12 protein-coding genes and 1 riboswitch are annotated in these 14,061 nt (G+C 66.3%); of the genes, 6 read left to right on the top strand and 6 right to left on the bottom strand.

Annotated elements, in window-relative coordinates:
• Window positions 1-35: 35 nt before the first annotated feature.
• On the bottom strand, window positions 36-1,079 hold the full coding sequence (locus CAL19_RS00940; RefSeq protein WP_012247450.1) for a rod shape-determining protein: 1,044 nt from the start codon (window positions 1,077-1,079) through the stop codon (window positions 36-38).
• Between the two features lie 226 nt (window positions 1,080-1,305).
• On the opposite strand from CAL19_RS00940, the gene gatC reads away from it, so the two are divergent.
• The 4 genes from gatC (at window position 1,306) to CAL19_RS00920 (ending at window position 5,812) form a co-directional block, all read left to right on the top strand.
• Window positions 1,306-1,614: an Asp-tRNA(Asn)/Glu-tRNA(Gln) amidotransferase subunit GatC gene (gene gatC / locus CAL19_RS00935; protein ID WP_026640817.1), complete on the top strand. Its 309-nt coding sequence runs from the start codon at window positions 1,306-1,308 to the stop codon at window positions 1,612-1,614.
• 3 nt (window positions 1,615-1,617) lie between these two features.
• Window positions 1,618-3,156, top strand: coding sequence for an Asp-tRNA(Asn)/Glu-tRNA(Gln) amidotransferase subunit GatA (gene gatA, locus CAL19_RS00930; protein WP_094795770.1), 1,539 nt, complete (start codon window positions 1,618-1,620; stop codon window positions 3,154-3,156).
• Window positions 3,153-4,607, top strand: a complete 1,455-nt coding sequence (gene gatB / locus CAL19_RS00925; RefSeq protein WP_094795769.1) for an Asp-tRNA(Asn)/Glu-tRNA(Gln) amidotransferase subunit GatB — start codon at window positions 3,153-3,155, stop codon at window positions 4,605-4,607. Before gatA ends, gatB begins: the two co-directional genes overlap by 4 nt.
• A gap of 224 nt (window positions 4,608-4,831) precedes the next feature.
• Window positions 4,832-5,812 carry a tripartite tricarboxylate transporter substrate-binding protein gene (locus tag CAL19_RS00920; protein ID WP_038852564.1) on the top strand — a complete coding sequence of 327 codons (981 nt, stop codon included), beginning with the start codon at window positions 4,832-4,834 and terminating at the stop codon, window positions 5,810-5,812.
• On the opposite strand, the gene pyrE is transcribed toward CAL19_RS00920, so the two are convergent.
• The gene (pyrE, locus tag CAL19_RS00915) at window positions 5,805-6,491 is read right to left on the bottom strand and encodes an orotate phosphoribosyltransferase (protein WP_026640821.1); all 687 of its coding nucleotides are present in this window, start codon (window positions 6,489-6,491) and stop codon (window positions 5,805-5,807) included. The two genes, CAL19_RS00920 and pyrE, sit on opposite strands and share 8 nt — an antisense overlap.
• A 174-nt stretch (window positions 6,492-6,665) precedes the next feature.
• Between pyrE and CAL19_RS00910 the strand changes: the two genes are divergently transcribed.
• Both CAL19_RS00910 and gdhA read left to right on the top strand, forming a co-directional pair.
• Window positions 6,666-7,454 (top strand): exodeoxyribonuclease III, encoded by a 789-nt coding sequence (locus CAL19_RS00910; protein WP_026640822.1) that lies wholly within the window; start codon window positions 6,666-6,668, stop codon window positions 7,452-7,454.
• Window positions 7,455-7,920: 466 nt separating this feature from the next.
• Entirely contained in the window at window positions 7,921-9,264 is a 1,344-nt protein-coding gene (gdhA, locus tag CAL19_RS00905; protein ID WP_026640823.1) for an NADP-specific glutamate dehydrogenase, read from the top strand.
• Between the two features lie 433 nt (window positions 9,265-9,697).
• On the opposite strand, the gene CAL19_RS00900 is transcribed toward gdhA, so the two are convergent.
• The 4 genes from CAL19_RS00900 to metX all read right to left on the bottom strand — a co-directional run bounded on the left by CAL19_RS00900 (window position 9,698) and on the right by metX (window position 13,572).
• Window positions 9,698-10,270, bottom strand: a complete 573-nt coding sequence (locus tag CAL19_RS00900) for a trimeric intracellular cation channel family protein (protein ID WP_231494605.1) — start codon at window positions 10,268-10,270, stop codon at window positions 9,698-9,700.
• 90 nt (window positions 10,271-10,360) lie between these two features.
• A complete protein-coding gene (locus tag CAL19_RS00895) occupies window positions 10,361-11,617 on the bottom strand; it encodes a muropeptide transporter (protein WP_249276233.1) in 1,257 nt (418 codons plus the stop codon).
• A 96-nt stretch (window positions 11,618-11,713) separates the two neighbouring features.
• Window positions 11,714-12,331, bottom strand: a complete 618-nt coding sequence (gene metW, locus CAL19_RS00890) for a methionine biosynthesis protein MetW (RefSeq protein ID WP_094795906.1) — start codon at window positions 12,329-12,331, stop codon at window positions 11,714-11,716.
• On the bottom strand, window positions 12,328-13,572 hold the full coding sequence (metX, locus tag CAL19_RS00885) for a homoserine O-succinyltransferase MetX (RefSeq protein WP_026640827.1): 1,245 nt from the start codon (window positions 13,570-13,572) through the stop codon (window positions 12,328-12,330). Before metX ends, metW begins: the two co-directional genes overlap by 4 nt.
• A riboswitch (SAM riboswitch) is annotated at window positions 13,562-13,641 on the bottom strand. (Overlaps the previous gene by 11 nt.)
• Window positions 13,642-14,061: the final 420 nt, after the last annotated feature.

Genomic DNA, 14,061 nt, shown 5'->3' with positions numbered 1-14,061 from the left:
GCGCCACAGGCGAGGCGGCGCCCGGCGGGACGGACTTAGTCGTTGATGAAAATGGCGCCCAGCTTTTCAAGGTGCTCAAGGGCTTCGCCGCAGCCACGTACCACGCAGGTGAGAGGGTCTTCGGCCACCACCACCGGCAGGCCGGTTTCTTCCTGGAGCAGGCGGTCCAGGTCGCGCAACAGCGCGCCGCCGCCGGTCAGGGCGATGCCCTTGTCGGTGATGTCGGCGCCCAGTTCGGGGGGCGTCTGTTCCAGCGCGATCTTGACGGCCGACACGATCTGGTTGAGCGGATCGGTGAGCGATTCCAGGATTTCGTTGGACGACACCGTGAAGCTGCGCGGCACGCCTTCGGCCAGGTTGCGCCCCTTGACTTCGATCTCGCGCACTTCGGACCCCGGGAACGCCGAGCCGATTTCTTTCTTGATGAGTTCGGCGGTGGGCTCGCCGATGAGCATGCCGTAATTCCGGCGGATATAGTTGACGATGGCCTCGTCGAACTTGTCGCCGCCGACCCTTACCGAGCCCTTGTACACCATGCCGCCCAGCGAGATCACGGCCACTTCGGTCGTGCCGCCGCCGATGTCGACCACCATCGAGCCGCTGGCGTCGGACACGGCCAGCCCTGCGCCGATGGCCGCCGCCATGGGTTCTTCGATCAGGTACACATGCGAGGCGCCCGCGCCCAGCGCAGACTCGCGGATGGCCCGGCGCTCGACCTGGGTGGAGCCGCAGGGTACGCACACGATGATGCGCGGGCTGGGCGCCAGCATGTTGCGCGGATGGACCATGCGGATGAACTGCTTGAGCATCTGCTCGGTAACCGTGAAGTCGGCAATGACGCCGTCTTTCATGGGCCGGATGGCCTCGATGTTGCCGGGCACCCGGCCCAGCATCTGCTTGGCCTCGTGGCCAACGGCCTGGATGATTTTCTTGCCGTTGGGACCGCCTTCGTGGCGGATGGCGACCACCGATGGCTCGTCGAGCACGATGCCCTTGCCCCGGACGTAGATCAGCGTGTTGGCGGTACCGAGGTCGATCGCCATATCGCTGGAAAAATAACTGCGCAGGAATCCGAACATGGGAGCTCAGCGAGATTCGAGAATGAGGGCTGGACTGCTGGCGGCGGGCTGCAAGAGACACCCGCCGGACCGGTGCAGCGATTAAACCGTGAATGATAACTTATAATTTCGCCGGAAATAGCGCATAAATGCGGGCTATTCATGGTTTGTCACAGGACCGGGCGGTGTAAAACCCGGGCCGGTTACCATGGCCCGTCCTTCCTTCGATTTTTCTCAGTTTTCCTGCATGGCGCTCAACGAACAAGACGTGGCCCGCATCGCCCGGCTGGCCAGAATTGAACTGACTCCCGACCAGCGCTCTCGCGCCCAGGACGAACTCAACGGCATCCTTCACCTTATCGAACGGCTGCAGGCGGCCGACACGCAGGGGGTCGAGCCCATGGCCCACCCCCTGTCGGCCCACCAGGACATCGCCCTGCGCCTGCGCCCCGACGCCGTCACCGAGACGCCGTCCGAAGCGCGCCGTGCCGAGTTGCTGGCCAACGCGCCGGATGCCCGCGACGGCCTGTTCCTGGTTCCCAAGGTCATCGAGTAAGCCATGACGACTACCGCCCTGCACACCCAATTCGGGGGCATTGCCGAATTGCGCGCCGCGCTGGCCCGGCGCCAGGTCAGCGCCCGGGAACTCGCCGTCAGCGCGCTCGAAGCCGCCCGCGCGGCCGGCGACCTGAACGCCTTCCTGCATATCGACGACGCCCTGACACTGGCCCAGGCCGACGCCGCCGACGCCGCCCTGGCGGCCGGCAGCGCCGGCCCGCTGGCCGGCGTGCCCATCGCCCACAAAGACGCGTTCGTTACGCGCGGCTGGCACACCACCGCGGGCAGCAAGATGCTCAAGGGCTACGCAAGCCCCTTCGACGCCACCGTGGTGCAGCGCCTGCAGGCCGCCGGCGCCGTATCGGTCGGCAAGCTCAACTGCGACGAATTCGCCATGGGCTCGGCCAATGAAAACTCGGCCTACGGGCCCGTGCGCAACCCCTGGGACCCCGCGGCCGTGCCCGGCGGTTCGTCGGGCGGTTCTGCGGCCGCGGTGGCCGCGCGCCTGGTGGCCGCCACCACCGGCACGGACACCGGGGGCTCGGTACGCCAGCCGGCCGCGCTGTGCGGCGTCAGCGGCATCAAGCCCACCTATGGCACCGTGTCGCGCTTCGGCATGGTGGCCTTCGGCTCCAGCCTCGACCAGGCGGGGCCGCTCGCTCCCAGCAGCCGCGACCTGCTCGAACTGCTCGACCCCATGAGCGGCTTCGACCCCCATGACGCCACCAGCCTGGAAACCTGCGACGGCGCGCCCAACGAGCCTGGCCGCATCCGCGCCGCTTACGAGGCCGCCCAGGCCGCCTGCGACGCGGCCGGCAGCCTGACCCTGAAAGGCCTGCGCATCGGCGTGCCGCAAGAATACCTGGGCGCAGGCCTGGCCCCCGACGTGGCCGCGGCCGTCGAGGCCGCGCTGGCGCAATTCGAGGCGCTGGGCGCCGAGCGCGTGCAGATTTCGCTGCCGCGCACCGAGCTGGCCATCCCCGCGTACTACGTCATTGCGCCCGCCGAAGCGTCCAGCAACCTGGCCCGCTACGACGGGGTGCGCTACGGGCATCGCGCCGCCGAATACGCCGACCTCAACCAGATGATCGCCCGCTCGCGCGCCGAAGGCTTTGGCGACGAGGTCAAGCGGCGCATCCTGATCGGCACCTACGTGCTGTCTCACGGCTACTACGACGCCTACTACCTGCAGGCCCAGCGCGTGCGCCGCCTGATCGCCCAGGACTTCCAGCGCGCCTTCGCCGACCAGTGCGACGTCATCATGGGGCCGGTGGCGCCCACCGTGGCCAAGAACCTGGGCGACAACCGCGACGACCCCACCGCCGACTGGCTGGCCGACGTCTACACCCTGGGCGTCAGCCTGGCCGGCCTGCCCGCCATGTCCGTGCCGTGCGGCTTCGGCCAGCACCAGCGCCCCGTGGGCCTGCAGATCATCGGCAACTACTTCGACGAAGGCCGCCTGCTGGCCATCGCCGACCGTTATCAACAAGTCACCGACTGGCACCGCCGCGTGCCCGGCCAGCAAGGCACCAAGCAATGAACTGGGAAATCGTCATCGGCCTGGAAACCCATACCCAGCTTTCCACCAGCGCCAAGATCTTTTCAGGCAGCAGCACCCGCTTCGGCGCCGCGCCCAACACCCAGGCCAACGTGGTCGACCTGGCCCTGCCCGGCAGCCTGCCCGTGATGAACCGGGGCGCGGCCGAGCTGGCCATTCGTTTCGGCCTGGCCGTGGGCGGCGCCGTCGCGCCTCGCTCGGTGTTCGCGCGCAAGAATTACTTCTACCCCGACCTGCCCAAGGGCTACCAGATCAGCCAGTACGAACTTCCGGTCGTCACGGGCGGCTCGATCTCGTTCTTCGTGGGCGAAGAAGAAAAAACCGTCAACCTGACGCGGGCCCACCTGGAAGAAGACGCCGGCAAGTCGCTGCACGACGACTTCACCCTCGCCAACGGCAATGCGGCCAGCGGCATCGACCTCAACCGCGCCGGCACGCCGCTGCTCGAAATCGTCACAGAACCCGAAATGCGCTCGGCCGCCGAAGCCGTGGCGTACGCCCGCGCGCTGCACAGCCTGGTGGTGTGGCTGGGCATCTGCGACGGCAACATGCAAGAAGGCTCTTTCCGGTGCGACGCGAACGTGTCGGTACGCCCCGTGGGGCAGAAAGAGTTCGGCACGCGCACCGAGATCAAGAACGTCAACTCGTTCCGCTTTCTTGAAAGGGCCATCGTCTACGAAGCGCGCCGCCAGATCGAACTGCTGGAAGACGGCGGCACGGTCGTGCAGGAAACTCGTCTGTACGACGCCGATCGCGACGAAACGCGCAGCATGCGCAGCAAGGAAGACGCGCACGACTACCGCTACTTTCCCGACCCCGACCTGCCGCCGCTGGTCATTTCGTCCGAATGGATCGAAGCCGTCCGGGCGCAGATGCCCGAGCTGCCGGCGGCGCTGCGGTCGCGTTTCGAGCGCGACTACGGCCTGTCGGCTTACGATGCCGCGCAATTGTCGGCCAGCCGCGGCCTGGCGGCCTATTTCGAAGACGTGGCCGGCGCCCTGCCCGCGGGCCAGGCCAAGCAGGCCGCCAACTGGATCATGGGCGAGCTGTCCGCGGCGCTGAACCGCGATGAAAAAGACATCGCCGACGCGCCCGTGAAGGCGCCCGCGCTGGCGGCCCTGATCGGCCGCATCATCGACGGCACCATATCCAACAAAATCGCCCGCGACGTCTTCGCGGCGATGTGGGCCGGCGAGCATGGCGGCGACCCCGACGCCATCATCGAGGCGCGCGGCCTGAAGCAGATCAGCGACAGCGGCGCCATCGGCGCCATGATCGACGAAGTGCTGGCGGCCAACCCCGCCATCGTGGCCGAATACCGCGCCGGCAAGCAGAAGGCGTTCAACTCGCTGGTGGGCCAGATCATGAAAGCCGCCAAGGGCAAGGCCAACCCCCAGCAGGTCAACGAGCTGCTCAAGCAAAAGCTGGCGTAACCCGCAACGCGGCAGGCGCCCGCCGGCAAGGCCTGCGGGCGCCGCCAGCCCCGCGCAGGCGCCTGGCGCCGCACTCGGGTTTACCCTGCTTTCGGCCACGCAAATCCCGGCTTCTACAAAGCTGAATGCGCACGTCTCGCCGGCAGGCCAGAATTGACGCACACTTGCAGGCCGCGTCGGCGTTCGGCGCGGCCGGTATTGTCCGCGTAAATCTGGAGACACGAATGACCTTGCGCCTACCCTTTGCCACCGCCCTGTCGGCCATCGTGCTTACGCTGGCCCCGGCCGCCCAGGCCGCCGACTACCCTTCGCGTCCGATCACCCTGATTGTGCCGTTTGCCGCTGGCGGGCCCACCGACGTGGTGGCGCGCACGCTGGGCGCCGAGCTCAGCAAAGAACTGGGCCAGCCCATTGTGGTCGAGAATCGCACGGGTGCGGGCGGCACCCTGGCGGCCGCCTACGTCGCCAATGCCGAGCCCGACGGGTACACCTATCTGATCCACCACAACGGCATGGCCACCGCCACCGCGCTGTATTCGAACCTGAAGTTCGATCCGCTCAAGAGCTATGCCTATGTGGGCGAAGTCGTGGACGTGCCCATGACCCTGCTGGGCCGCAAGAACCTGCCGCCCGCCAACATGGCCGAATTCATCGAATATGCCCGGGCCAATGCCGACAAGATCAACCTGGCCAATGCCGGGCCGGGCGCCGTGTCGCAGCTGTGCGGCTCGCTGCTGCAGCAGGCGCTGGGCGTGAAGTTCACCACCATCCCGTACCAGGGCACCGGCCCCGCCATGGCGGCCTTGCTGGGCGAACAGGTGGACGTGCTGTGCGACCAGACCACCCAGACCATCCCGCACATAGCGGCGGGCAATGTGAAGTTCTACGGCGTCACCACGCAAGAGCGCATATCAAAGCTGCCGGACGCCCCCACGCTAGAAGAACAGGGCCTCAAGGGCTTCGAGGTGAAAGTGTGGCACGGCATCTACGCGCCGGCGGGCACGCCCCCCGCAGCGGTAAGCCGTTTCAACAGTGCGCTGAAAACCGCACTGAAGTCGCCGGCGTTCACCGGCAAGATGGCCGACCTGGGCGCCGAGATCGTGTCCGAAGACCGCCAGACGCCCGAATCGCTGCAAAAATGGGTGAAATCCGAAATCGACAAATGGACCCCCGTGCTCAAGGCCGAGGGCATGAACGTCAATTGAGCGACTGAATGCCGTACTGGCTGCGATACGCCAGCACGGCGTCGCGGTGGCTGGCGAACGCCGCGTCGTCCTGCAGCAGCGCCAGGATATCGCCCAGCGTGGCAATGCTGACCACCGGTATGCCGTAGGTTTGCGCCACGTCCTGCACGGCCGAATGCGGCGACAGGGCGCCGTCTGGGCCGGCGCGTTCCTGGCGATCCAGTGCGATCAGTACGGCGGCGGGCTCCGCGCCCGCGGCGCGGATGATGTCTACCGATTCGCGCACCGACGTGCCTGCGGTAATCACATCGTCGATGATCACCACCTTGCCGGCCAGCGGCGCGCCCACCAGCGTGCCGCCTTCACCGTGATCCTTGGCTTCTTTGCGGTTGAAGGCAAAGGGCACGTCGCGTCCCTGCATGGCCGGGTGGCCGGCCAATGCCACGGCGGTGGCGGTGGCCAGCGGAATACCCTTGTAGGCGGGGCCGAACAGCATGTCGAACGCCACGCCCGAATCCAGCAGCGCCTGGGCATAGAACTGCGCCAGCCGGCCGACCGATGCGCCGCCATTGAAAAGGCCCGCATTGAAGAAGTAGGGGCTGGTGCGGCCGGACTTCACCTTGAAACTGCCGAAGCGCAGCACGCCCTCGTCGAGGGCAAAACGGACAAAGTCGGCGGAAGTGGCGGTAGCGGCGGCCATGCGGCGGAATTCCGTGAATATGGATGACAGGCGGCATTTTAGCTGCCTTCCGGGAGCGGCCCGGGCGTGCGGCGCCAGGCGGCCGCGCGTCGCAGCGCTTGCGCGCCGGCCGCAAGCGTCGGTTAAAGTCGCCTATTGAGCCGGGCTTGGCCGGGCGTTTACAGGAGTTCCGTCGTGCTGCGCATTACCTCGATCAACCTCAACGGCATCCGTTCGGCCTTTCGCAAGGGGCTGCAGAACTGGATGCAGACGCATGGCGCCGATGTGCTTTGCCTGCAGGAAATCAAATGCTCGCACGACGACCTGACCGACGACCTGCGGCATCCGCCGGGCTACACCGGCCATTTCTGCCATGCCATCAAGAAGGGCTACAGCGGCGTGGGCATTTATCTGCGCAACGCCGCCGAACGCGTCCAAACCGGTCTTGAATGCGAAGAGTTCGACGCCGAAGGCCGCATCATCCGCGCCGACTGGAATAATCTCTCGGTCATCAGCGCCTACCTGCCGTCGGGCTCCAGCGGCGACGAGCGCCAGCAGGCCAAATACCGCTTCCTGGATGTGTTCGGCCCCTGGCTCGACGAATTGATGCAGGAACACCGCAAGACCGGCCGCGAGTTCATCATCTGCGGCGACTGGAACATCGCCCACAAAGAAATCGACCTGAAAAACTGGAAGAGCAACCAGAAGAACTCGGGCTTTCTGCCCGAAGAGCGCGCCTGGCTCAGCGACGTGTTCGACCGGCGCGGCTTCGTTGACGTGTTCCGCACGCTGGACGACCGCCCCGAGCAGTACACCTGGTGGAGCAATCGCGGGCAGGCCTGGGCCAAGAACGTGGGGTGGCGTATCGACTACCAGATCGCCACGCCGGGAATCGCCGCGCGGGCGCGGGCGGCCGCCATCTACAAAGACGAGCGGTTCAGCGACCATGCGCCGCTGACCATCGATTACGACGCTGCACTGTAGTTCGCGGCGGTACGCAGTACTTCGCGGGGCGCTCAACGGCCGAAAAATATACGGGGACGCATTAAATTAAAACGGGGACGCAAAGGGCTGACCCGACCCGGCCCCAGCCCTCCATCCTTACCGCAAACCGGCCTTGCGCACCTCGTTGGCATCGACATCGCCGGGCGCCGTGTGGCGGGTTTATATGGGGACATATTTAAATACCCCGTAAAAACGCGTGCCTGGGAGTTCTCGGGGCGTTTTTCGAGCCTTGCCGGGACGCCTCCTCCAAGATGCGTCCCCATATACGACCTGCCGCAAAGCCAATGTTCATGCGGGTTTCCGGGCAACGGGCGTTTTGCGCGGGCCATTCGTTGCTCGTACAATTGCGCACCGAGTCAGTGCAATTACGCATTGAATTGGCCCCTCTAGCGCACCACAGCCGGGCATTTCTGCACCGGTTTGCAGCGCCCCCCAGGAGACCCGAGTGAAACTGCAGAGTCTTGACGACTTTCTGCGCCAGGTCGCTGCGCGCGACCCGCAGCAACCCGAATTCATGCAGGCCGTGCACGAAGTCATGGCCAGCCTGTGGCCTTTTCTTGAGCAGCACCCCCACTATGCCGAGCACGCCCTGCTCGAGCGGCTGGTGGAACCCGAGCGCGTGATCCAGTTCCGCGTCTGCTGGACCGACGACAGCGGTCGCCCGCGCGTCAACCGAGCCTTCCGCGTCCAGCACAGCTCGGCCATCGGCCCGTACAAGGGCGGCATGCGCTTTCACCCGTCGGTCAACCTGTCGGTGCTGAAGTTCCTGGCCTTCGAGCAGACGCTCAAGAACGCCCTGACCACGCTGCCCATGGGCGGCGGCAAGGGCGGCTCCGACTTCGACCCCAAGGGCAAGTCCGACGCCGAAGTCATGCGCTTCTGCCAGGCGCTGATGCTCGAACTGCATCGCCATCTTGGCCCGGACACCGACGTGCCGGCCGGCGACATGGGCGTGGGCGCGCGCGAAGTCGGCTACATGGCCGGCATGATGAAAAAGCTGTCCAACACGGCGTCCAGCGTGTTCACCGGCAAGGGCCTGTCGTTCGGCGGCAGCCTGATCCGTCCCGAAGCCACGGGCTATGGCACGGTGTATTTCGCCGAAGAAATGCTCAAGCGCGAAGGCATGTCGTTCGACGGTCTGCGCGTGTCGGTGTCGGGTTCGGGCAATGTGGCGCAATATGCCATCGAGAAGGCCATGACGCTGGGCGCCCGCGTGGTGACGGTGTCGGATTCCGACGGCACGGTGGTCGACGAGGCCGGTTTCACGCATGAAAAGCTCGCCGCGCTGATGCACCTGAAGAACAACGCACGCGGCCGCCTGGCAGAGTATGCGGGCCAGTTCAAGCTCGCCTACGTGGCCGGCAAGCGCCCGTGGCACGTGCCGGTCGACGTCGCCCTGCCCTGCGCGACGCAGAACGAACTGGAAATCGACGATGCCCGCACCCTGATCGCCAATGGCGTGAAGTGCGTGGCCGAAGGCGCCAACATGCCGTCCACGCTGGAAGCCGCCAAGGCCTTCATCGACGCCGGCGTGCTGTATGCCCCCGGCAAGGCCAGCAATGCCGGCGGCGTGGCCGTGTCTGGCCTGGAAATGAGCCAGAACGCCATCCGCCTGAGCTGGAGCCGCGAAGAAGTCGACCATCGCCTGCATGCCATCATGCGCGACATCCACGACAACTGCGTGCGCCACGGCCAGGGCCGCGGCACCGCCGTGAACTATCTCGACGGCGCCAACATCGCCGGCTTCGTCAAAGTGGCCGACGCAATGCGGCAACAAGGTCTGTACTGATCTTGGTTCACCCAGGGGGTAGGCACCTGGACCCGGTGCCTGACTCCCGCAGAAGTCGCCGGTGCCTGACTCCCGCAGAAGTCGCCGGTGCCTGACCCCGCAAAGGCCGCCGGTGTCTGACCCCGTAGAGGTCGCCGGTGTCTGACTCCCGCAGGGTGTCTGACACCTTCGGAGTCAGACACCAGCGGCACCATACCCATCACCTTCAGAATCAGACACCGGCGGCGCCACACCATCCCGCATCCGGCAAAAACGCGCATCAGGTGTCTGACTCCCGCAGGGTGTCTGACACCTTCGGAGTCAGACACCGGCGGCACCTATCCATCACCGTCAGAATCAGACACCGGCGGCGCCATACCATCCCGCATCCGGCAAAAGCGCCCGCCTTTCGTCGGGTGTCCGACACGCCGTATCGCGGCACGGGGGGCTGCGGTCAGTGCCAGTCGTCGCGGTACACGAATCGGGGCATCTGCCAATTGAACCGCAGCGCAAGCAAGCGGAACGCCAGGCCCACCACGAGCGCCAGTGGCACCGCGGCGTTGGCGGTCAGCCCGGCTTCAAGCAGCAGCAGGTACAGCCCGCCGGTCACCAGCGACACGCTGGCGTACAGTTCTTTGCGAAACAGCAGTGGCACATCGTTGCACAGCACGTCGCGCAGCACGCCGCCGGCGCAGCCGGTGATCATGCCGCTGATCAGCACGATGCTGACCGGCAGCTGCATGGCCTGCGCGACCTTGCAGCCAATGATGGTGAACGCCACCAGCCCCACGGCATCCAGCAACAGGAACAGCCTGCGCAGGCGCCGCATCAGGGGCGCGGCCAGCGCGGTCAGCAGCGCCGCCCCCGCCGTCATGCCCAGGTATTCGGGATGCCTCACCCACGTCAGCGGATAGTGGCCCAGCAGCACGTCGCGCAGCGAACCGCCGCCCAGGGCGGTGACGCAGGCAATGATGCACACACCCATCCAGTCCATGTCGCGCCGCCCGGCCGCCAGCGCGGCCGTCATGGCTTCGGCCACGATGGCGATCAGGTACAGGGTGTGCAGCAATAGCGTAGACGTTTCCACGTGCATGACGACCTCGACGGCAACATGCCCTCAGTTGGCGGGCTCCAGGGCATCGATGGTGCGGCGCTGGGCCCATAGCAACACCAGCCCCGGAATGGCGATTGCCACGGTCAACATGAAAAACCCGGGCCAGCCCAGCCAGTGCACCAGCGGCGGCGTCAGCGGACCCGCCAGATAAATGCGCCCCACCGCCGACAGCGCCGACAATAGCGCGAACTGCGTAGCCGAGAAACGCTGCTGGCACAGCGCCATCAGCAGGGCCACGAACGACGCCGTGCCCAGCCCGCCGCACAGATTCTCGACGCCCACCGCGGCGCCCATCAGCCACAGGCTCTTGGGGCTGACCGCCAGCACCCAATAGCCCAGGTTCGATACGGCCTGCAGCAGGCCGAATGCCATCAGCGAACGATACAGCCCCCAGCGCGCCATCAGCGAGCCGCCGGCCAATGCGCCGATGATGGTGGCCGTCAGCCCCAGCACCTTGTTGATGGTACCCACTTCGGTGGGGTCGAAACCCGCGCCGCGTATCAGAAAGGTGGTGGACAATGCCCCGGCGAAGGCATCGCCCAGCTTGTACAGCACGATAAGGATCAGGACGGTATAGGCGCCGCGCCGGCTGAAGAACTCGCGCAGGGGCTCCACCACCGCCAGCGCCAGGCTGCGCGGCGCGCGCGCGGGCTGTTCGGGCTCGGGCGCCCAGATGGTAGCCAGCGCGCACGCCAGCATCAGCGCCCCCATCAGCACATAGGTGGCCCCCCAGCCCAGCCATTGGTCGGCCAGGATGAGCGCGAGCCCGCCCGACACCACCATGGCCAGCCGGTATCCCAGCACTTTCACGGCAGCGCCGGCCCCGCGCTCTTCGCGCCGCAGCACGTCGGTGCAATAAGCGTCAAAGGCGATATCCTGGGTGGCCGACAGAAACGCCACCGCGACCGCCAGCATAGCCAGCGGCAACAGCGCCGAACCGGGGTTGAGCAACCCCATGGCCATGATGGCCGCGGCCAGCAGCAGCTGCGTCACCAGCATCCAGCCTCGCCGGCGGCCCAACAGGGGCGGCACATAGCGGTCGACCAGCGGCGCCCACAGGAACTTCAGCGTGTAAGCCGACCCCACCAGGGTAAGAAAGCCGATTTCCTCCAGCGACACGCCATCGACCGTGGCCCAGGCCTGCAGCGTGCCGCCCGTCAAGGCCAGCGGCAAGCCACTGGCAAACCCCAGCACCAGCAAGGGGGCGACGCGGCGGCTGAAATAGACATGAGAGGCGGCGGAAATAGACGGCTCCTGCAACGACAGCCGGCGCGATGCGCGCCGGACACGGCATATTAACCAATGGCCGCATCCGCCGCGCGCGGTGCAGGGCCCGCCCCGCGCGTCACGGGGCCGTCAGTCGGCTGCGTAGCGGTACACCGCCAGGGTGCTGCGCCAGCCGGGCAGCAGGGTGATCTCGCGCCCCTCGTGGAACGTGGCGCGCTCAAGAATGCGCAGGCCCAGATCCCGCGCCAGCCGCTCGAAATCGTCCAGGGTGCACAGGTGAATGTTGGGCGTGTTGTACCACTGGTACGGCATCTGGCCCGTCACCGGCATGCGGCCGCGCAGAATGGACCAGCCATGCGGCCAGTAACCGAAGTTGGGAAACGACACGATGCCGAACCGCGCCACTCGCGCCATCTCGCGCAGAATGTGTTCGGTGCGATGCATGGACTGCAGTGTCTGCGACAGCACGACCGTGTCAAACTGCTTGTTGTCGAACAAGGCCAGGCCGTCTTCCAGGTTCTGCTGAATGACCTCGACACCGCGTTGTACGCAGGTAATGACGTGGCTGTCGTCGATTTCCACGCCCGCGCCGCTGACCTGGCGCTCATCGCGCAAATAAGCAAGCAGGGCGCCGTCGCCGCACCCCAGGTCCAGCACGCGGCTGCCGGGCTCGATCCAGCTGGCAATGCGGATCAGGTCCGGACGCACGTCTTGCTTGCGCACAGGCGGAAAGCTGGCGGGGCTCATGCTGGGCATCCTTCGTCGGCAGGTTCGCTGGCCGTCACGGCCAGGCCCAGCTTGTGCGCGATGCGCTCGTAATACCCGCGCATTACCGCGTGGTAGCGCGAGTCGTCGAGCAGGAACGCATCATGGCCGTGCGGCGCATCGATCTCGGCGTATGTCACCGGGCTGCCGTTTTTCAGCAGCGCCCGCACGATTTCGCGCGAGCGCTCTGGCGGAAAGCGCCAGTCGGTCGTGAACGACACCAGCAGAAAATCGGCGCGTGCGGGCTCCAGCGCCTGGGCCAGGTCGCCGCCGGTACGGCGTGCGGGATCGAAGTAATCCAGCGCGCGCGTGATCAGCAGATACGTATTGGCATCGAAGTAGCGCGAAAACTTTTCGCCCTGGTAGCGCAGGTACGACTCCACCTCGAATTCCACGTCGTAGCCGTAGCGATAGGCGCCGCCTTCGGCGGGCTCGCGCTGGGTACGGCCGAATTTCTCGGCCATGTCGTCGTCCGACAAGTAGGTGATGTGGCCGATCATGCGCGCCACCGACAGGCCGCGGCGCGGCACCGTGTTGTGGGCGTAGTAGTCGCCGCCGTGGAAGTCGGGGTCCGTGATGATGGCGCGCCGCGCCACTTCGTTGAACCCGATGTTCTGCGCCGACAGGCGGGGCGTGCTGGCGATGACGATGCAGTGCGCCACGCGCTCCGGGCAGGTAATGGCCCAGCTCAGGGCCTGCATGCCGCCCAGCGATCCGCCCATGACCGCGGCAAACTTCCCGATGCCGAAGTAGTCGGCCAGGCGCGCCTGGGCGTGCACCCAGTCTTCGACGGTCAGCACGGGAAAGGCCGCGCCCCATGGCCGACCGGTGGCGGGGTTGATGCTGGCCGGGCCGGTGGACCCGAAGCACGACCCCAGGTTGTTGACGCCGATGACGAAAAACCGGTTGGTGTCCACCGGCTTGCCCGGCCCGACCATATTGTCCCACCAGCCGATGTCGTTGGGGTCGTCGGCCGCTACGCCGGCCACATGATGCGACGCATTCAGCGCATGACAGATCAGCACGGCGTTGGTGCGTTCGGCGTTCAGGACGCCGTAGGTCTCGACGGCAAGTTCGTACGATTGCAGCGACTGGCCGCTGGCCAATTGCAGCGGCTCGTCGAATCGGATGAGCTGGGGAGTCACGATACCCACCGAACCAGGGTCGGCAGGCGCAGCGCCGGGGGTTAGCCCCCCGGCCGGAGATAGGGCAGGAGCGGTCATACGGACCTCTTTAGCTGGATTTATAGAGGCGCCCGCAAGCGGATCAGGCAAATCGGCGCCGGTTGAAGTTCGGAAGTTTAGCACTGCCGGCAACACGAGGGCGGCGAAGCCGGTGCGACGGGGTGCGGTGTCTGACTCCGAAGGTGTCAGACACCCTGCGGGAGTCAGACACCTTTGCAAATGCCAAGCCCCACCATGCCACAAGCCGGTGTCTGACTCCGAAGGTGTCAGACACCCTGCGGGAGTCAGACACCTTTGCAGATGCCAAGCCCCACCGTGCCACAAGCCGGTGTCTGACTCCGAAGGTGTCAGACACCCTGCGGGAGTCAGGCACCTTTGCAAATGCCCAGCCCCACCATGCCGCAAGCCGGTGTCTGACTCCGAAGGTGTCAGACACCCTGCGGGAGTCAGACACCTTTGCAAATGCCCAGCCCCGCCCTGCCGCAAGCCGGTGTCTGACTCCGAAGGTGTCAGACACCCTGCGGGAGT

The sequence above is a fragment of the Bordetella genomosp. 7 genome (assembly GCF_002261265.1).
Lineage (GTDB): Bacteria > Pseudomonadota > Gammaproteobacteria > Burkholderiales > Burkholderiaceae_B > Bordetella_A.
The sequence above is the reverse complement of the archived record's forward strand: the minus strand, read 5'-3'. Positions and strand labels throughout refer to the sequence as shown.